13 protein-coding genes are annotated in these 19,007 nt (G+C 53.3%); 7 read left to right on the top strand and 6 right to left on the bottom strand.

Annotation, left to right across the window (positions count from 1 at the left end; genetic code table 11):
- Window positions 1-19 precede the first annotated feature (19 nt).
- Window positions 20-718, top strand: coding sequence for a lysophospholipid acyltransferase family protein (locus tag FE845_RS06190; RefSeq protein ID WP_200362430.1), 699 nt, complete (start codon window positions 20-22; stop codon window positions 716-718).
- A 58-nt stretch (window positions 719-776) separates the two neighbouring features.
- A complete protein-coding gene (locus FE845_RS06185) occupies window positions 777-1,178 on the top strand; it encodes an MAPEG family protein (protein ID WP_200362428.1) in 402 nt (133 codons plus the stop codon).
- Window positions 1,179-1,249: 71 nt separating this feature from the next.
- Here FE845_RS06185 and FE845_RS06180 read toward each other — a convergent pair whose 3' ends face one another.
- Window positions 1,250-1,690: an OmpA family protein gene (locus FE845_RS06180; RefSeq protein ID WP_200362426.1), complete on the bottom strand. Its 441-nt coding sequence runs from the start codon at window positions 1,688-1,690 to the stop codon at window positions 1,250-1,252.
- Window positions 1,691-1,889: 199 nt separating this feature from the next.
- Between FE845_RS06180 and FE845_RS06175 the strand changes: the two genes are divergently transcribed.
- The gene (locus tag FE845_RS06175; RefSeq protein ID WP_200362424.1) at window positions 1,890-3,338 is read left to right on the top strand and encodes a rhomboid family intramembrane serine protease; all 1,449 of its coding nucleotides are present in this window, start codon (window positions 1,890-1,892) and stop codon (window positions 3,336-3,338) included.
- Window positions 3,339-3,366: 28 nt separating this feature from the next.
- Here FE845_RS06175 and FE845_RS06170 read toward each other — a convergent pair whose 3' ends face one another.
- Genes FE845_RS06170 through FE845_RS06160 form a run of 3 tightly spaced genes read right to left on the bottom strand, consistent with a single transcriptional unit; the run spans window position 3,367 to window position 8,737 of the window.
- The gene (locus FE845_RS06170) at window positions 3,367-4,821 is read right to left on the bottom strand and encodes a hypothetical protein (RefSeq protein ID WP_200362422.1); all 1,455 of its coding nucleotides are present in this window, start codon (window positions 4,819-4,821) and stop codon (window positions 3,367-3,369) included.
- 2 nt (window positions 4,822-4,823) lie between these two features.
- Window positions 4,824-5,813 (bottom strand): two-component system response regulator, encoded by a 990-nt coding sequence (locus FE845_RS06165; RefSeq protein WP_200362420.1) that lies wholly within the window; start codon window positions 5,811-5,813, stop codon window positions 4,824-4,826.
- Window positions 5,813-8,737, bottom strand: a complete 2,925-nt coding sequence (locus FE845_RS06160; RefSeq protein ID WP_200362418.1) for an MHYT domain-containing protein — start codon at window positions 8,735-8,737, stop codon at window positions 5,813-5,815. Before FE845_RS06160 ends, FE845_RS06165 begins: the two co-directional genes overlap by 1 nt.
- 271 nt (window positions 8,738-9,008) lie before the next feature.
- Between FE845_RS06160 and acnA the strand changes: the two genes are divergently transcribed.
- Window positions 9,009-11,777: an aconitate hydratase AcnA gene (gene acnA, locus FE845_RS06155; RefSeq protein WP_200362416.1), complete on the top strand. Its 2,769-nt coding sequence runs from the start codon at window positions 9,009-9,011 to the stop codon at window positions 11,775-11,777.
- Window positions 11,778-11,847: 70 nt separating this feature from the next.
- Here acnA and FE845_RS06150 read toward each other — a convergent pair whose 3' ends face one another.
- Both FE845_RS06150 and FE845_RS06145 read right to left on the bottom strand, forming a co-directional pair.
- Entirely contained in the window at window positions 11,848-13,842 is a 1,995-nt protein-coding gene (locus FE845_RS06150) for an ATP-binding protein (protein ID WP_200362414.1), read from the bottom strand.
- A complete protein-coding gene (locus FE845_RS06145) occupies window positions 13,839-15,626 on the bottom strand; it encodes an ATP-binding protein (RefSeq protein ID WP_227714110.1) in 1,788 nt (595 codons plus the stop codon). Before FE845_RS06145 ends, FE845_RS06150 begins: the two co-directional genes overlap by 4 nt.
- Window positions 15,627-15,731: 105 nt before the next feature.
- Between FE845_RS06145 and FE845_RS06140 the strand changes: the two genes are divergently transcribed.
- Genes FE845_RS06140 through FE845_RS06130 form a run of 3 tightly spaced genes read left to right on the top strand, consistent with a single transcriptional unit; the run spans window position 15,732 to window position 18,982 of the window.
- Complete coding sequence (locus tag FE845_RS06140; RefSeq protein WP_200362412.1) at window positions 15,732-17,390, top strand: diguanylate cyclase; 1,659 nt, start codon at window positions 15,732-15,734, stop codon at window positions 17,388-17,390.
- Window positions 17,356-18,594: an HDOD domain-containing protein gene (locus FE845_RS06135; protein ID WP_227714109.1), complete on the top strand. Its 1,239-nt coding sequence runs from the start codon at window positions 17,356-17,358 to the stop codon at window positions 18,592-18,594. The genes FE845_RS06140 and FE845_RS06135 overlap by 35 nt, the downstream gene beginning before the upstream one ends.
- Complete coding sequence (locus FE845_RS06130; protein ID WP_200362410.1) at window positions 18,584-18,982, top strand: response regulator; 399 nt, start codon at window positions 18,584-18,586, stop codon at window positions 18,980-18,982. Before FE845_RS06135 ends, FE845_RS06130 begins: the two co-directional genes overlap by 11 nt.
- The last annotated feature ends 25 nt before the right edge of the window (window positions 18,983-19,007 follow it).

Here is a 19,007-nt window from a genome sequence, read left to right as displayed (position 1 = left end):
CTGATGCAGAGTTTGTCGTATGGGCTTTATCAGAAGTGTTTTGGCTTGGTTGAGTGTACCTGTGCTTTGCATACTCGCCCTGCCATTCTTTATTGTCAGGCCGTTCAATCCGGATAATAACCGGCTACTGGCCATTGCATTGGCGCGCACCGGTCGCGCAATACTTGGTATGAGGCGGCCGGTGGAGGGTGTGGAAAACATGCCTCAGGATCGTCCTGTGGTGGCAATTTGTAATCACCAATACAACGATGATCTTTTTGTGGTGGGGGATCTGGTGGCGCCTCGCACCGTAACTGTGGGCAAGTCCTCACTGGTATGGGTTCCGTTTTTTGGCTGGGCATTCTGGCTGGGGGGCAATGTAATATTGAACCGTGCCCGCTCTCGCAAAGCCGTTGCCGTTATGCAAGCCACCAGCGAGGCGATCACCCGCGAGAATAAAAGCCTGTGGGTTTTTGTGGAGGGCACACGGAGCAAGGGCCGTGGCCTACAGAAATTCAAAAAAGGTGCCTTCTACGCTGCAGTGACCGCCGGGGCGCCCATTGTTATGGTATGCGCAGCCGAGTACCGGAATAAAACAACGGGGTGGCTGGCCCGGCGTGAGCCGGTTACTATGCGAATTCTGCCCCCGATAGAAACCGTAGGCCTTACCACTGAAGACGTTCCTGCTCTTGTCGCACGTTGCCACAAAGAAATGGCGGAGGTTATTGCCAGCCTCTAACACTATTATCGGGTTGCGGTGTGCGGGCTCTTTTCAACCAATTTAGGAAGAACTGAATATGATCGTACCTGTTACCGGAGTGTTTGCTGCTGTACTCGGTATATTGATGTTGGTGCTTTCCGGCCATGTGGTTAGGTTTCGCCTGAAATACAAAAAAGGCATGGGCGTTACTGATAACCCCGATTTTCAAGCCGCCGTTCGTGCCCACGGTAATCTTGCGGAGTACGCTCCCATCGGGCTGGTTATGTTGGGGATCGCTGAGTTGAACGGTGTGGCAAGCGGTCTTATTTACTGGACTGGCATGACTCTGGTAGTTGGCCGCCTTCTGCATGCTTGGGGCATGATCAATGGCCATGGAGAGGAGCACATAGCGCGGGCAATTGGCATTGTAATGACGTGGCTTGCCATTCTGGCAGCAGCCATTCTGTTGTTATGGAATATTTGGCAGGTAAACGGCTGATTGTCTGAGTCAAGCCTCTGGGGCCATATACTCTGGCCCCGGGCTCTTTGCTTGTTTAGTTCTTGGTTCGTTTAGAGAGCTTTCGCCATATCACTGGTTAAATACTCTATCTCTACCCGACGATTGGCGGCCCGGTCATCCGGCGTTGTGAAGGGGCGGCTTGAGCCCCAACTGGCAACGAGAATGCGCGATTCAGGCACACCTTCCTGAACCAGAAACCTGACGACAGCGTTGGTTCGTTGCCGGGATAAAAAGCGGTTATAGTCTTCCGCGCCAAAATTATCAGAATGACCATGAATGCGAACGCTTACAGACGGATGCTGCTTCATGTAGGCCGCATGCTGACGCATGATCGCCGTGTCTGAGCTTTCCAAAGCGTGCTTATTAAAGCCGTAATGGAACCTCATTCGGTGTGGGCGCTGGGTTTCATTAAAAAGATCCGCTGTATTAAAGCCTGAGGCCACGGCTGCTTTAGCAATTAACTCCGGGTTGTCCAATACGAGTACAGTCATCTGCAGTGTCCTTGTTTCAGGTCTCTGGTTTTTCTTGTTATTCCCGCTCACTATTACCCAGAGTGGAAATAACGGTAATTGGCGGATGGTCTAGTGTCCCTAGACCGTTTCGCTGAAAATCATTTAAGCGCGAAAATAAGACACTGGTATGATAGAAAACAGTTTTTCAGGGACAGATTATGATGAATTGTGACCGCCCATGTTGATTATTCCTGCTGAGAACGCCATTAACTGGAAACGCCCCCCCTGGGTGACCCTTGGTTTGATGTTCGCGTGCCTGCTGGTATTCCTGTTTTATCAAGGAGGAGACAGCCGCAAACTTGAACAAGCTGTAGATGTTTATGTGGATGCAGGGTTGCCCCAACTGGAAGAGCCAGCTTATGAGGATTACCTGCAACGAAAAATCCGCTTTGAGGGTGACGATGAACGCGCGCTTGAGTTGCGAGAGTTTCAGCAGTTAAGGGAAGAAGGCGAAGACTTCTGGCTCTCGGCCAGCCTGCTTATGGACCGCGAGTTCTACCAGTATTTGCTGCAGAATCGCGACATAATCTGGGCGCCTGCAGAACGTACGCACTGGCTGGAACAGCGCAGCATCATTGAAGAAACCTACATCCAGCGCCTAAGTGCCAACCAGCTAGGGCTTATCCCCGCAAAACTGTCGCTATACACCCTGATTACCTACCAGTTCCTGCATGGTGGCTGGGGACATATTATCGGCAACTTGCTCTTCCTGTTCCTGCTCGGTTTTACGGTAGAAAAAGCCCTTGGCCCGGGCCGGTTCTTGTTGGCTTATCTTGCTTGTGGTGCTTTGTCTGGCGTTGTTTTCACTGCCTTTTCGCTAGGAAGCTTTATTCCCTTGGTGGGTGCCTCCGGCTCAATTTCCGGTCTGATGGGAATGTATGTAGCCATCTATGGCCTACAGAAAATCCGCTTTTTCTACTTCCTTGGCGTGTACTTTAATTATTTCCGAGCCCCGGCACTGGCCATCTTGCCCGTGTGGCTGGGTAAAGAAATCTACGACTACTGGTTTGCGGGTGCCACGGGCGTTGCCTACATGGCACACGCTGGCGGCTTGCTAGCGGGCGCCGGGCTGGTGTGGCTGCTGGGCAAAAGCTGGTTGCAGGTACGGGAGGAGTTTTTCGAGCCGGAAGACAGTGAGCAGGATGAGCGCTTTACCACCGGCTATGCCCAAGCTATGGCGAGCCTAGGGCGCATGGATTTTGATCTGGCCCGGCGCCAGTTTGAGGCATTGCGTGAGAGCTACTCCGACAGGCCTATAGTGCTGGAGCATCTTTATAATCTCGCCAAGCTACGCCCGGATTTACCCGAGTACCAGTCCCGCACCCGTGAGTTAATGAACGATGCCCAGAGCCGTAGACAGCCAGAGCAGATGGTTGCTGTGTGGCAGGAATACCTGAGAAAAGGCGAGGAACACCATCCGCTTGCTGCGGAGGACCACAATAGAGTGTTGTTCGCCAGCCTAAAGCAGCACGACATGAAAGCGGCAGAAAAGGCTTTTGAGCGTCTGCGTGGTGCAAATGATCCACTGCTGACAACAGAGGCTTGTCGTCTATTGGCTGAAGAGTTTGAAAAATTACAAATGACGCCCAAGGCGAGGCATTATCGGCAGTTGCTTCAGGCAGGCTAAGTCGATGTCGCCCCCACCCTCACAGGCCTTACTCCTGAACCAGAAAGCTAGCCCGAGGCCCCTTAAGCAATTCCCGCTTCTCAGCCTGCGCCAAAAACACCGGAACCTGCTCATGCAGCGGGTGGTTTTCACAGCGCTTCTGAATAAACGTTAAAAATGCCGTCGCCTTCTCCCACTGGTCCAGCCCGTTAGCCAAACTTTGTGCAACAAGGAGATAAGCCGGGGCTAACTCATCGCTGTCCGGGAAACGTTTATGGAAGTCCTGCAGCAGCCGTATGGCGGGCTTGTATTGGCCCCGTTGATATAAACAGCGGGCGCAGCGCACGGCCAGCTCCGGGTCATCCAGTTTAAAGCCCGGCTCCGCCTGCTCCAGCATGCCCAACACCGAGGTTATGCCGTCGCCGTCATTGCGGTCTGCCAGCCAACCCAGAATTCTCGGATGGTATTGATAAAGCTCCGTTGTATCATTTCTGGCTTTCAACAATTGGTACAGCTGACCAATACGCACAGGGTCGTTGCGGTTACGTTTTAAGGCTTCCTTCAACATGCCCTGAACCCGGTCATAGTTGCCGTCCTTCAGGTTCATATCAATATCCGCATCAAAGCGTGCACCACGATCCCGTTGGTGCATATCCTCGCCAGAGGGTTCATCTTGAAGATCCGAAGCGAAGCCTAACTCTTCCTGATACTGGAATAGCAGGTAACCGAGCATATTGAACAGAATCAGAGTGAAGGTACTGTTCAAAAAGCCGGATAGGGGCTGTGAAAACCAAAACGGAAAGTGGTTGTAAGCAAAATCCTGAGCCACACCCGAGGCGAGAGTCAGCAAAATAAGGTAACCGTACAAGAGGAAATACGGGGTGCCGATTCGGGAGATGAGCACGGCTAAATTCATCGGGTTGACTGCAGCGCCCACAGAGCGCTCCATGGCCAACACCATAATGCTGGCAGGCAGTGCGAGCACCACGAAAGCCAGTGCCAGCAGCATTAACAATGGGCCACCCACCATCGCGGCTGCGCCAATAAGGCCACCCATTACAATGAACACCAGTAATTGGAGAATAACAATATTAAACCCGCTGCCGGTGAAGGCTACGGACACAGAGGGCGGCGCTAAGTGGCCTTCCGCTGTGTGATTGATGACTGCATAGGTGTACTTGAACAGTGCCAATGCCAGCACCAACCAAATCGCAATGCCAATCAGATTGGCAGGAGCCAAAAGCGGCACCAAGGTGCAGATAGCAATAACAATCAGTGGGTCCGTGTGAAACGGATAACGAAAAAAAGATCCAATCCGGTTCCAAAAAGGTACGACTTCCGTCGCTGCACCCAAATACCGCATGGCTTTGCTGCATGAAGGGCAAAGCCCGCGTCGCTGCCGTGTGTCGGCGTCGGGCATACAGCGGGTGCAGTAATGCATTTGGCATTCGCCGCAGTGCCATTTCGCCGGGTCGCCTGGATGGTAGTGACAATCGTGTTTCATATTTAATACTGATCCTGCCAGCGTTCACGAACTTCCAGAATGGCCGGTAGGCATTGGAAGAATGCCTCGACCAAATCCGGGTCAAAGTGCTTTCCGGTCTGTTCTCGGATTAGCCCGGTCGCTTTGTCTATCGGCCATGCGCTTTTATAGGGACGCTCACTGGTTAGTGCATCGAACACGTCTGCGAGTGCGACAATTCGGGCAGATACGGGAATATCTGTTCCTTTGAGGCCTTTCGGATAGCCGCTGCCATCCCACTTTTCGTGGTGATTTAATGCTACTTCCCGAGCCATGTCGAGTAGGTTGGAGCCGTCATCTCCAATAATCTCGGCTCCAATTTCAGGATGTGTCTGCATCACGGCCCATTCGTCCGGGTCCAGTTTTCCGGGTTTTTGTAAAATAGCGTCGGGGATGCCGATCTTGCCAACATCATGCATGGGGGCAGCATTCAATAGGGTATCTGCCCAGTTTTCTCCAAAACCTGCTGCCAGCGCGATCAGCTTGGAGAAGTGGCTCATGCGGATAACGTGCAGCCCCGTCTCGTTATCTTTGTATTCGGCGGCTCGGCCCAGACGCTGCACTACGGACAGCCGGGTTTTTACCAGCTCGTCCATGCGCACAAGCGATAGGTGGGTTTTTACCCGGGCACGAACAATGGCAGCATTCACGGGTTTGGCAATGTAATCCACGGCACCCAATGCAAATCCTCGGGTTTCGTCCTCGGAACCCGACAGCGCCGTCACGAAGATAACCGGCATATTGCGGGTTCGGCTTTCTGCCTTGAGTGTTTCACAGACGCTGTAACCGGTCATGCCCGGCATCATAACGTCGAGTAAAATTAGGTCCGGCTGTTCACTTCTTGCCAGTTCAAGTGCGCGCTCACCGTCTTTGGCGAACAGCAAACGATATTGGTCAGACAGGATATTTCGAAGCACCTGAAGGTTTGCTGGTTCGTCGTCTACCAAGAGAAGCGTTTTCATATCAGTCAGCATCAGCAAGGCTCCAGAGTTTTACGGAAGTTGATCAGTATGTCTGCGGCCTTTTCTGGCTCGAAGTCCTCCAGCATCAGATCCATTGCATTAACGCAATCAACAGGCAGCCCCGGCTTGAGCTTCTCTATGTCTTTATCCGGCATCTCGCCTTGACTCAAACACTCAATCACGCGGTTCAGCAGCCCCGTATCCAGCGGCGTAGCGACGGTTTCCGGGGTATTCTCGGGCAGGTCGGGCTGTTGTCGGAGCCAGTCGACGGCTGCATCAAAGTGCCGTTGTATACTGTCCCATAAAGAGTCAGGCGCTGCTGCTTCGGTTTTTAATTGGGACTCCAGCTCTGCCAGTGCGTTGGCGAGGTGTTTGAAGCCTAGATTGCCTGCAAGCCCCCGAAGCCTGTGTGCGGAAGCAGCTTGGTCATGGGTATGCTGTTTTAGAGTCGCGGGTTCGCTGTCCGGGTCATTCAGAAATCGGGCGGCCGCGCTCCGGTGTTTAGCGACGCTCGGCCAAAGCTGGTTTAGGGTACTGTGATCAATGACCCCATAGCTGGCTTGGGCCGTGTTTTTCTCTGGTTTGGCACGATCAATAGTATTCTCAACAGCACTATTAATAGCACTATCAATGCCCAACACCCTTGCCATTTCGTGGGTCAGGTGTGCCATGTCTATAGGCTTGGCGGCAAAACCGTCCATGCCAGCTTGCAGGGCCTCGCGACGATCAGATTCCAACACGCTGGCGGTGAGCGCAATCACCGGAGTATAGCCCCTTTGCTCAGCCGCTTCGTATTGGCGAATGGCGCGCGTGGCTTCGTGGCCATTCATTTCGGGCATTTGCACGTCCATCAAAACCAAGTCGAAGGCATCTTCACGATAGAGTTCCAGCGCCTGTTGGCCGTTGCTGGCTGTCACCACCTGATGTTTTCGCTGGACCAAGACTGTGGTCAGTAGTTCAATGTTTTGCGACACATCATCGGCAACCAGAATCCGTAACGGCGGTAGAGCAACTTCTTGTTCGGAGTGCAGTTCGTCGTCTACCGGTGCACCTATATCAAGCGCTAACGTTACCCGGAAAACAGATCCCTCGCCGGGCGTGCTGGTTACGGTAATTTGCCCGCCCATCTGCTCCGCCAGCTGTCTGGCTATGGTGGTGCCAAGGCCGGTGCCACCGAAACGGCGGGTCATACTGGAATCTGCCTGAGTAAAGGGTTCGAAGATTTTATCAAGGCGGTCCGCAGGGATGCCGACGCCGGTATCTTCCACCAAGACCACCAATTTCTCTGCTTCTGTGTAGTGAACTCTTAGATTGACACCACCGGTTTGCGTGAACTTTACGGCGTTGCTCAACAGGTTCAATATCACCTGCTGAATGCGCAAGGGGTCACCTTTGAAAAAATCCCCGGCCTGATAATCTAAGTTCAGATAAAGGCCTTTGCGGCCAGCGCTGAGTGATTGGGTTGCTATGATTTGTTCACAAAGTTGTCTGAGATTGAAATCCCGGATTTCAAACTCGATGTGGCCGCCATCGAGCTTTGCCGAGTCCAGAATGTCGTTCAGCAAGCCCAGAAGTGATCTGGCAGAGGTTTTCACAACGCACAAATGCCGCGCCTGAGACTCTTGTAGAGGGGTGTCCAATACCAAGTCCGTGAAACCTATGATGGCATTCATGGGCGTGCGTATTTCATGGCTCATGTTGGCCAAGAAGGCGCTTTTAGCCGCGGCTGCTTGTTCCGCTTCTTCTTTGGCTTGCCGCAGTTCGGTTTCCATTTTGTGGCGTTCGGAAATGTCCGTTAAGAAGCCGACAAAGGTACTTATGCCGCCCAGTTTGGATTCGCCTATCGCAAGCAATACCGGAACCTGATGGCCATCCTTATGGAGGGCCCACACCTCGCGGTTGTAGCCAATGATCTTGCGCTCGCCGGTACGCAGGTAGTTTTTTAGATAACTGTCATGGGCATCCCGATGGGGATTGGGCATCAGCATGCTTACATTTTTCCCGATAACCTCTGCTGACTTGTAACCCAAAATCCTTTCGGCGGATTCGCTGAATGATAGAACGATGCCGCGGTCGGAAATCTTCACTATGCCATCCACAGCAGCATCCAAAATAGCTTGGATCTCACTCGCAGTTTCTTGGCTTCGCCTCAATAGCGCCCAGTAACGGGCCAAGGCATTCACACTGGCGGCCAATAAACTGAGGCTAACGGTGATGAAAGCAATCGTAAGGGCAAGTGCGGTGTGGCGGTTGCTGCCGGGAAGAAAATCCGGGTCGGGTTCACCGATGAAACGAGCCGCCTCCATGGCGGTGTAGTGCATACCGGCGATGGCCAACCCCATCACGATTCCGGCAAAAAGGCGACGTTTGTATCCGCGCATGGTGGTTCTGTGTCGCAGGCCGAAACTGATCCACAACGCCAAAGTACCCAGCAGAACCGCAACAACAATAGACAGCACAAACAGAAAAGGATCGTATCTTAGAGCCGGCCCGATCTCCATCGCCGCCATGCCCAGATAATGCATGGTTCCGATGCCTGCCCCAACAATCACGCCGCCGCCAAGCAAGCGTGAGCGGGTTAGATTATGGCCGGCAAGCAAACTTAGGGCTACCCAAGACGCAAGCAGGCTGGGTGCCGCTGAAATTGCGGTAATCCAGGGGTGGTAGTGAACCATAGCGGGCATTTCGAAGGCCAGCATGCCAATAAAGTGCATCGACCAGATGCCAAACCCTAGAGATGCCGAGCCGCTGACTAAATGCAGGCGCTGCAGGGAAGCTGTGGTACTTCGCCGCGCTGCCGCTGCAAGAGTGAGCGCCAGATACGATGCACCGATAGCAATAACCAGTGATAAAGCAACTAAGGCGGTGTCGTATTGGCCCGTCACCAGCTTATCGGTTGCGGGATTGAGTACAAAAAAATGATCAAGCGCCAGCAATGCAGGTTACCTATTGCCAAAATATAGTTATTAAAAGTCTACCTTAACCCTAAGAGATGGGCTCGCAAATCCTATTTCGTTTAAATTTTGTACGCTGGCAATGATTGCCTGAATACCGAACATTCACAAAAGTGAGGTTGAACTATAATTATTCGATGCAATAGTAGTAGGTGACTTCACATTCCCTGACTTTTGCGCCAGCCTGCTTGTCTGAGGTCGCAGCGCCAGTTGTAAAAGTGCTCGGATCACGACGAAGAACGGAGGCACAATTATGTCTAATAACAGCCTTGGCAAAGACAGCCTGAATACCCTTACCAGCCTGAGTGCTGGTGGGAAAACCTTTCATTATTACAGCCTGCCCAAAGCCGCAGAATCTCTTGGCGACATCAATCGTTTGCCGTTTTCCCTGAAAGTCCTTCTGGAAAACCTGCTGCGCAACGAAGACGGCGTGACTGTGGATCAAAGCCATGTAGACGCAATGGTGCAGTGGCTGAAAGACAAACGCTCAGACACCGAGATTCAATTCCGCCCGGCCCGGGTGCTAATGCAAGACTTTACCGGTGTGCCCGGCGTCGTTGATTTGGCCGCCATGCGCGAGGCCGTGAAAAAGGCTGGCGGAGACCCTGCTCTGATCAACCCTCTGTCGCCTGTGGATTTGGTCATTGACCACTCGGTAATGGTGGACAGATTCGGCAGCTCATCAGCTTTTAACGATAACGTTGCCATTGAAATGCAGCGTAATGAGGAGCGCTATGAGTTTCTGCGTTGGGGCCAGCAAGCCTTTGATAACTTCCGCGTGGTGCCGCCGGGAACGGGGATTTGCCATCAGGTAAACCTTGAGTACCTCGGCAAAACCGTGTGGCAAAAAGAGCAGGGCGGTAAAACCATCGCCTATCCCGATACGCTGGTGGGTACAGATTCCCACACCACCATGATTAACGGCCTTGGTATTCTTGGCTGGGGTGTGGGTGGTATTGAAGCGGAAGCTGCCATGCTCGGCCAGCCGGTATCCATGCTAATACCGGAAGTGGTCGGTTTCAAAATGACGGGCAAGTTGCGCGAAGGCATCACCGCTACAGATTTGGTGCTGACCGTTGTTGAGATGCTGCGCAAGAAAGGCGTAGTGGGCAAGTTCGTAGAGTTCTACGGCGACGGCTTGAAAGATATGCCGATAGCGGATCGTGCCACCATTGCCAACATGGCGCCGGAATACGGTGCAACCTGCGGCTTCTTCCCGGTGGATGAGCAAACCCTTACATACCTGCGCCTGACCGGCCGCGACGACGAGCAGATCGAGCTTGTGGAAGCCTACGCCAAAGCTCAGGGCTTGTGGCGCGAGCCAGGGCATGAGCCGGTTTACACGGCCACACTTGAGCTGGACATGGGAGATGTTGAGGCCAGTATGGCGGGGCCGAAACGGCCTCAGGACCGGGTCGCCCTGAAGAACATGAAGGCGGCCTTTGAGTTACTGATGGAAACCGCCGAAGGTGGCCCGGACGCACCTGAAAAGCGTGAAATGGAACTCAAATCGGAAGGCGGGCAAACCGCTGTGGGCGTCGATAAAAGCTACCGCCACCCCTGTAGCCGCGAACTGACTCTGGACGGGCAGGATACGCGTCTGGATCCCGGCGCGGTGGTGATTGCTGCGATTACCTCCTGTACCAACACATCCAACCCCAGCGTAATGATGGCTGCGGGTCTGGTGGCGCGCAAAGCTGTGGAGAAAGGGCTGAAAACCAAGCCTTGGGTGAAAACCTCGCTGGCGCCCGGCTCCAAAGTAGTGACCGAATATCTTGAAGCTGGCGGTTTTCAGGAAGATCTGAACAAGCTGGGCTTTGATCTGGTCGGTTACGGCTGCACCACCTGTATCGGTAACTCCGGCCCGCTGCCGGATGAGGTAGAGAAAGCCATTACCGATGGCGATATAACCGTTGCCTCGGTGTTGTCGGGCAACCGCAACTTTGAAGGCCGCATACATCCGCTGGTGAAAACCAACTGGTTGGCGTCGCCACCCTTGGTCGTGGCCTATGCTTTGGCCGGTAACGTGCGCCTGAATCTGGCAGAAGAACCACTGGGCGAAGACCGGGACGGTAATCCTGTGTACCTGAAAGACCTGTGGCCAAGCCAGCAGGAAGTGGCTGAGGCTGTCGAAAAAGTCAAAACGGATATGTTCCGCACCGAATACGCTGCGGTGTTTGATGGCGATGCTACCTGGCAGGCGTTGGAAGTGCCACAAACCAAAGTGTACACCTGGTCTGAGGACTCCACGTACATCCAGCATCCGCCGTTCTTCGAAGGTATGGGGCCGGAGCCTGATCCGGTTGAGGATATTGTCGACGCGAATATTCTGGCTTTACTGGGGGATTCGGTAACCACCGACCATATTTCCCCGGCCGGTTCCTTCAGCGCCGACAGCCCTGCAGGTAAATACTTGCAGGAGCGAGGGGTCGAGCCGAAAAACTTCAACTCCTATGGTTCCCGTCGCGGTAACCACGAGGTGATGATGCGCGGCACCTTTGCCAACGTGCGTATCCGCAACGAAATGCTGGATGGCGTTGAAGGTGGTTTCACCAAATTTGTACCCACCGGGGAACAAATGCCGGTTTATGACGCCGCCATGAAGTATCAGGAACAGGGAACACCGCTTGTGGTGATTGCCGGTAAGGAATACGGAACCGGCTCAAGCCGCGACTGGGCTGCCAAGGGCACACGCTTGCTGGGCGTTCGTGCGGTGGTGGCGGAGTCTTATGAAAGGATTCACCGCTCTAACCTGATTGGTATGGGTGTAATGCCGCTGCAGTTCCCGGAAGGTGCAGACCGCAAGAGTCTGAAACTCACCGGTGAGGAGACCATCAGTATCAATGGATTGTCCGGTGATATAACGCCGGGCCAAACCTTGACCATGACGGTAACCTATAAGGATGGTTCCACTGCAACTTGCGATTTGAAATCGCGGATCGATACAGCCAACGAGGCGGTGTACTTCCACCACGGTGGCATCCTGCACTATGTGGTGCGTGAAATGCTCAAGTCTGCCTAAGCCAGTGGCTTATTTGGCATAGGATAAAGAGCAGAACCGGCAGTCCCTGAAACGGGGGCTGCCGGTTTTTTTATGGATTCGTGTCGGCGACCGGGAGGCGCACCCAAAAACTGGCGCCTTGCTCTGGCAAAGACTCAAAGCCGACTTCGCCTCCCATCACTGTAATGAGTTCGCGGGTTATAGCCAGCCCAAGCCCCGTCCCGCCTTGGCTGCGGGTGTCGGAACTGTCTGCCTGTGCAAAGCGCTGAAAAATCTGGTCCCGAAAGGCTTCCGGAACGCCCTTGCCGCTGTCGTGCACGGTAATTGTAATTGTTGGCTTTCCTTCCGATATCTGCAGTTCAGCCGATACGTCGACGCGGCCTTGGTCGGGTGAGAATTTGATTGCGTTGGAAATCAGGTTATTAAACGCCTGCAATAGGCGTTGGCCGTCTACAATTATGTCGGCTTCTGGTATGTCTTGCGCAAGATGGATGGTGATCCCACGCTGTGCGCCATACAGCTGGTTTGCATTGACCGCTTGCTCCAGCAGAGGTTGTAAGGGCTGGTGCTGCATATTGATGTTCAGCTTGCCTGCCACGAGTTTTTCAATGTCCAGAAGATCGTCGATCAGCGTTGCCAGCTGGCGGGCATTGCGCTCGGCAATGGTTATCATATTCAGTGCTTTTGGCGAAATTGCCCCAGCGGCACCGCCTGCCACCAACCCGATAGCGCCAGTTATAGAGGTGAGTGGTGTACGCAGCTCGTGGCTCACGGTAGACACAAACTGGTTTTTCAAGCGCTCGACTTTCTTGCGTTCGGAAATATCTTCCGCCAGTACCCAAAGCAGCTTGCGCCCCGAGGAGTCACGTATCAGCATGCTGTGCACGATTGCCGGGTAGGCGTTACCGTTGCGGTCGATAATTTCTTGCTCGATGGGGCCGAAATAGCCATTTTGCTTTAGTTGTTCCAGAATTTCGGCACGTAATGAGACCTCTATAGGGCTAAGCAACTGGCGATAACTCAACTTCAGAAATTCTTCTTTACGATAGCCTGTTGATTTCAGCATGGCAGCATTTACGTCGATGATTCCGCCGGTGTGGTAATCCGCAAGAACGATACCCGAGGGTGCCAGCTCGAACAGGCGCCGTAACTGTTGCTCACTTTCCTGAAGCGCCAGCAGGGCGCGCTTTTTTTCGTGAATGTCTTCCAGATAGCCGTGCCAGAGAATACTGCCGTCTGGCAGTTTCTGTGGCGTTGAGTGGCCTTCAATCCAGCGTATGTTGCCATCTGGTCGACGTATTCGGAATTGGATAGACCAAGTGCTTAGCTGTCGGGATGACTCCTCGATGGTCGCGATCACAGTTGGGGCGTCTTCGGGGTCAATTATCGCAAACACAGAGGCAGCATCTGTTTGGGCTTGAGTTGGAGTGACGCCGAAAGAACGCTCTATCCCCTTGCTGCTATAGGGAAAGCACATGCTGCCATCGGGATAACGGCGGAATTGGTACAGGCCGCCCGGTACCATATCCGCAAGCTGTTTGAGCATAACCAGAGATTCGCTCTGTTTCTCCAGCTCCTGATCCCGATAGTGAATGGCTAGCGCTCGGGCGCTGATCTGTTCCTCGGCACAGTCGGCGAGGTCGCGCAAACATTGGCGGTCTTCTTCGCTGAGTGTGCGTGGCTTACGGTCAATAACACAGAGTGTGCCGAGGGCGTAGCCATCCGCACTGTGCAAAGGCGTACCGACATAAAACCGGATATTCGGGTCACCCGTGACTAGAGGGTTGTCTCGGAAGCGTTCGTCTTCTCGGGCATCCTCAACCACCAAAGCTTGGTTGTCGAAAAGTGCGTGGCCACAAAAGGAGACACTTCGCGGGGTTTCGCTGACATCCAACCCCACACAGGATTTGAACCATTGTCGATCACGGTCAACCAGTGAAATCAACGCAATGGGTGCATCCAGAAGTCTGGCTGCCATACGGGTAAGTCGGTCAAAGCGTGCTTCTGGCGGGGTGTCGAGAATTCGCAACTGATCCAGTGCCGCTTGCCGCTTGCTTTCATTGGCCGGAAATTCAGGGGTTATCATGATGAAGATCCCTCCGTTAACGCGGTGTTGTTCAGAGGCAGCTCAACCCAAAAATGTGCGCCATTATCATTGTAATATCCAACGCTGCCGTTCAGCAGCTTCGCAAGCTGGCGGCTGATTGCTAGGCCCAGGCCTGTGCCGCTAGTCGCCCGGGTAGTGCCCGTTTCTGCTTGGGCAAAGCGATCAAAAATCTTCTTCTGAAAGCCTCCGGGAACACCCTTGCCCTGATCGCTGACAGTGATGCGGAGGGTGTTTTGATCGGTTTTTTTGGCACTGAGCGTTACTAGGCCATTTTTTGGCGAAAACTTGATGGCGTTGCTGACAAAATTATCAAGAATTTGTCGCAACCTGTGGCCGTCGGTATACAAAGAGATAGCGGGTATGTCGGGAGCAGTCAACCTGACACCGAACTCGCGTGCCATTGTTTCATTGTCACCAACAGTGTCGGCGAGCAAGGTCTGCATGTTCTCAGCTTGCAAGCTCACGCGCAGTTTGCCGCTGGAAAGTTTGCTGAAGTCGAGCATATCGCCGATGAGTCTTTGTAGGCGCTCACCATTCCGTAGGGCTAGCACCGTCAACTCTTTGGCGCGACCAGGCAGTTCGCCTGCAGTGCCGGATTGTAGCAGGCGCAAGGCGCCATTCATTGAGGTTAAAGGTGTGCGTAATTCATGGCTGACATTGGAAACAAAGTTGTCTTTGAGCCGGTTGGTGGCGTCCCGCTCATCCATTAATTGGTTAAATGCCTCGGCTAGATCACGCACCTCTGGTGCGCCTTCTTGTCGTAGGCGCCGGGAGGACTCGGGCTTCCTGATCATTGAACGGATGCGTCGGGTCATTTGGGTGAGGGAGTCGGTAGTAGAGCGAAGAGCGAGATAAGTCAGCAGTAATATACCCAACGTTAGACTTACACTGAGCACAAAGAAGCGGCTAAATGCCTGCTGGGCGGGCGCAGTGGCCAGAGATTTTGGTACAGCACGTATAAATAGCCAGCCCAAACGCTGTAGGTGACTGGTTGCATAGATCAGCGTCTCGCCTGAATTGGTTTCAACCTCTCCAAAACTGACACCGGACAGGGCGGCATCAATCAGTAAGTCCTCACCGGGGTTTGGAAGGTTCTCTATCGCTTTGCCAGTAGGAGAGCCCTCTATAAACAGAAAGTTGCCTGAGTCGATCACCAAAAAAATAGCGTCTTCGATGGCACCATTACGAACACTATCGGGTACGAGAAGCGACTGATGCATTTTCAAGGTGCCGGTAACGAAGCCCAGAAGTTCTCCGTTATCACTCTCGATAGGTGCAATAAATACCATCAAGGGAATGCCCGTTGTACGGCCTATCAAGGGGCGGCTGATCACCGGTTTGCGGGTTGTCATGGCTTCACGCCAGTGTGGCCGGTCTGCGTAATTGGTGCCTACCCTGTCCGGAACAAACGTGTTTTCCGCAATAAGCGTGGCGTTAGCGTTTGAAACGGTAAGGCTATGGGGGAATAGCTCACTCAGCTTTTGCTGCTTTTTGAGCAGGCTCGTGAGTTGCGCTTCAGGTAGCAACTGATCATCTTGGCTTAGAATGCTTGCGAACTGGGCCAGAGCATTGGTTCGGAGCTCCAGATCCTGACTGACTAAGCTTGAAATGTGGGCGGTTTCGTTTGCCTGTTGTGCGGACAGATTGGTTGCAAAGTCTTCCAGCAATGCGGTGTAAGCCACGTAGATAACAGAACCAACGGTAGCGAAGCAACCAAGCATAACAATGATGGCAAGGCGGGTACCTAGAGATAAGTGGGTCAAAACGCGCTCCTGTCTGGCAATTTTCTCCAAAACTTGCTTTGATTGAACAGTAATTGAACCAGAATTCACAGCGTTTGCGCGCGATATTTAATAACAAGAGCCTTTATGCCTAAAAGCCTCTCTTCCGATGTGCGGAAAAAACTGGAGACCCTTCGCAACCGTTTCCGGGATAAAACGATCGGTGATATTCAAGGGCTGGTTGCTAATATCCAAAACGCGTCACAGCGCTCCGAGGCTGTTAACGAGCTGGTTGCCGCCTATCAATTATTACATCGGCTTGCCGGATCAGCGGGCACTTTGGGCTTTACCCAGCTTGGCGAACAGGCCCGCAAGCTTGAGATTGCAATAAAGCCCTTAGCCGAGCAGGTAACCGAAGGAGTAGACAGCGAACGCATTCGGCTTCAGTTGCAACAGCTGTTGGATGGCGGCTATGAACGTGACATTTCAAGCCTCGGTAGCCTTTTGGGTGCAGCCGAACCGGTATCCGCCCAGTGGCATAAGCCTAAACCAGCGGAGGCCGATCGCCAGTCGGTTGTGTTGATCCTAGAGCCGGATCAGTTGCTTAAAGATCAGATTACGCAGGGTTTGGCGTTGTATGGATACCAAATACGCAGTCTGAGTAGTGGGGAACAGTGGCCGGACAGCATGGACGATGTTGATCTGGTGATGATCAGAGATACATTGTTACAAGATGAGGGTGCAGCCTGGCTGTCTAAGCTTCGAAGCCTTCCAGTGATTTGTTTTAGTGGCGCCCATGACTTTACTACGCGCTACCGGCTGGCTTCTTTGGGTATTGATGCTTGTGTGGATGAGCCCCACGACATTCCTGCGCTCGCAGACCGGGTAGAGCAGCTTCTGGCAGAAGGGCTGGCAACGCTCACCGGGCGAGTGATGATTGTGGACGATGATAAAGAACTGCTGGAACACTATCGGTTGGTTCTTACCAGTGGCGGCTTGCAGGTTCGGGCGCTGGATGACCCATCCCGCTTATTGTCGGAACTGGCGGATTTTCGGCCGGATATTCTGCTGATGGATGTGCAGATGGGCCAGTACGATGGCCCAGTGTTGGCTCGTATGCTGCGGTTTCAAGCTGAATGGCTGAGCCTGCCTATTGTTTTCTTTTCGTCTGAAGAAGACCGCGACCTGCAACTGGATGTACTTGCGCGGGGCGGTGATGACTTTGTGACCAAACCCGTCTCAGATCAGTTTTTGGTTCGCACTGCGAGAATACGCTGTTATCGTGCCCGGCAGCTCGATAAGTTGGTATCTCTCGACAGCCTCACCGGCCTACTAAAGCACGCCCTAGCCAAAACCGAACTCAACCGCGAGCACGCACGCTGCGCCCGCTACGGTCATAATTCGGTGGTTGCGATGCTGGACTTGGATCACTTTAAGCAGGTCAATGACTCCTACGGTCATGGCACTGGTGACGTGGTGATTAAGGCTTTGTCCAACCTGTTGCGCCACCGGCTACGTAGCACCGACATTATCGGCCGCTACGGAGGCGAGGAGTTTGTGCTTGTGATGCCGGAGTGCACCATGGACGAAGCCGTAGACATACTCGAAGCACTTTGCCAGGATTTCGCCCGGCTGGTGTTCAATGCCGGAAGCACGGAGTTTTCGGTAACTTTCAGTGCCGGTGTTGCTACCCTCAACGCTTATGAATCCGGTGAGCAGGCTCTTGAAGCCGCCGACAAAGCTTTGTATCAACGCAAGCGCGCCGGGCGTAATGGCGTTACTCTGGCCGCTGGTGACCTATCTTGATGATTATTTGCAAATTCAGAGCGTCATTATGGATGTTTTGATTCTCGAAGATGATGAATTGGTTGGCGATCTACTCGAGACCGTTGTGGCGGGCGCCTATCCCGGTGCGTCTATTAAGCTATGTACTCTGGTGCAATCGGCAATAAACAGTTGGCAGAAAAAGCCGGCGGACCTAGTGATTGCTGACTGGAACCTGCCGGATGGCTCAGGGCTTGAGTTGATTCGCGCAGTGCGGAACACGAGCCGTGATGTCCCAGTGCTTATGATCAGTGGCCGCGCAGACCGTGACTCCATTTTGGCCGCGGCCCATCTGGGTATTAGCGGTTACGTCAGCAAGCCATTTCAAGTGGACGTTCTACATCAACGGCTGACAGCTCTGGTGCCCAGCTCAATCGATCTTGGCGATACGTCAAGTAATACGCTGGAAGACAAAATGGAGGCGGCCTGCAATTCTGCGATCCAACTACCAGGACAGATCGACACCGGTGAAATTCTTGCACTCATAGAAAAGCGAGATGAGTTGGATGCCATAGCCTTGGCGGAACACTGGAAAAAAGAGCCATCCCTAAGTGCAAAAATGCTGGATGTGGCGAACAGCGCGTCTTTTCGCCGTTCCGGCACACCGGTAAAAACGCTCAGGGAAGCCATCAGTGTGATTGGCGTTGCTATGGCCCTTAATCAAGCTTTGGCCCTTTCTCTGGATATTTCGGGAAAGCTCGCTTGTTCACGCTTGTCGGAGCGTGCACGCCAAGAGCAGGAGCAGGCGTTGCAGGTGGCGGAGTCTGCCCGGGCTTTGGCTCAACGAATTGGCGATAAACCAGCGATCTACTACACTGCTGGCCTGTTGAGCAGGGCTGGTGAGTTGGCTGCGCTGAAAGTTTTACAGAACCATTCTGATGAATCCGGTGATCCTCCCGAAATAGAACAGATTGACTCTGCACTTGCCTATTGGGCGGAAAAGCTTGGAAACCGAATCAAAGTGCAGTGGCGCTTACCGCTTGATCTTCGAGAGCTTATTGGTGCCGTATATTTTGTTAGCAGAAGCAATGTTAGCCAGTCTAAGTTGGTTATGCGCACTGCGGCGCTACTAGCAGCCGAACAGGCAGATAGCCCCGAGTGCCGCACACTGTTGCGACGGCTAGGTATTGAACACCAAGAAGGCGGTCGAGAGAACAGTCGAAAGGACAGTCAAGATGGCACCTGAAAGCCTAAAACGTATTTTGATGGTTGAAGACGAGCCGGATATCCGAACGGTTGCGGAACTGGCCTTGGAGGCCATTGGCGGATTTGAGCTTACGGCATGTGAGTCGGGGCAACAGGCGTTGGAAATAATAGAAGAATGCAGGCCTCAGTTGATTGTGCTGGATGTCATGATGCCCTGCATGGATGGCCCGGCTACTTTGCAGGCGATTCGTGCCTTGCCGGACTACGCCAAAGTGCCAGCAGTGTTCATGACTGCAAAAGTCCAGAGTAATGAAGTTCAGAGCTACCTCGCATTGGGTGCGGCTGGTGTTATCCCAAAACCCTTTGACCCACTCACACTGGCAGATCAGATCAGAGAGATCTGGAACGAGGCTCATGCAATCGGTTAAGCTTCTGCCGTTTTTACTGTCACCG

It is taken from the genome of Marinobacter sp. 1-4A (genome assembly GCF_016597725.1).
In the GTDB taxonomy this organism is placed as follows: Bacteria; Pseudomonadota; Gammaproteobacteria; order Pseudomonadales; family Oleiphilaceae; genus Marinobacter.
Note: the sequence above shows the minus strand (reverse complement) of the source record. Positions and strands in the feature narration are given on the sequence as shown.

Bases quoted from the DNA above. Each gene is read 5' to 3' on its own strand.
- FE845_RS06140 (WP_200362412.1), top strand. From the start codon at position 15,732: ATGCCTAAAAGCCTCTCTTCCGATGTGCGGAAAAAACTGGAGACCCTT.
- FE845_RS06130 (WP_200362410.1), top strand. From the start codon at position 18,584: ATGGCACCTGAAAGCCTAAAACGTATTTTGATGGTTGAAGACGAGCCG.
- FE845_RS06170 (WP_200362422.1), bottom strand. From the start codon at position 4,821: ATGAAACACGATTGTCACTACCATCCAGGCGACCCGGCGAAATGGCAC.
- FE845_RS06150 (WP_200362414.1), bottom strand. From the start codon at position 13,842: ATGATAACCCCTGAATTTCCGGCCAATGAAAGCAAGCGGCAAGCGGCA.
- FE845_RS06190 (WP_200362430.1), top strand. From the start codon at position 20: ATGGGCTTTATCAGAAGTGTTTTGGCTTGGTTGAGTGTACCTGTGCTT.
- FE845_RS06135 (WP_227714109.1), top strand. From the start codon at position 17,356: ATGGCGTTACTCTGGCCGCTGGTGACCTATCTTGATGATTATTTGCAA.
- FE845_RS06180 (WP_200362426.1), bottom strand. From the start codon at position 1,690: ATGACTGTACTCGTATTGGACAACCCGGAGTTAATTGCTAAAGCAGCC.
- acnA (WP_200362416.1), top strand. From the start codon at position 9,009: ATGTCTAATAACAGCCTTGGCAAAGACAGCCTGAATACCCTTACCAGC.
- FE845_RS06175 (WP_200362424.1), top strand. From the start codon at position 1,890: ATGTTGATTATTCCTGCTGAGAACGCCATTAACTGGAAACGCCCCCCC.
- FE845_RS06165 (WP_200362420.1), bottom strand. From the start codon at position 5,813: ATGCTGACTGATATGAAAACGCTTCTCTTGGTAGACGACGAACCAGCA.
- FE845_RS06185 (WP_200362428.1), top strand. From the start codon at position 777: ATGATCGTACCTGTTACCGGAGTGTTTGCTGCTGTACTCGGTATATTG.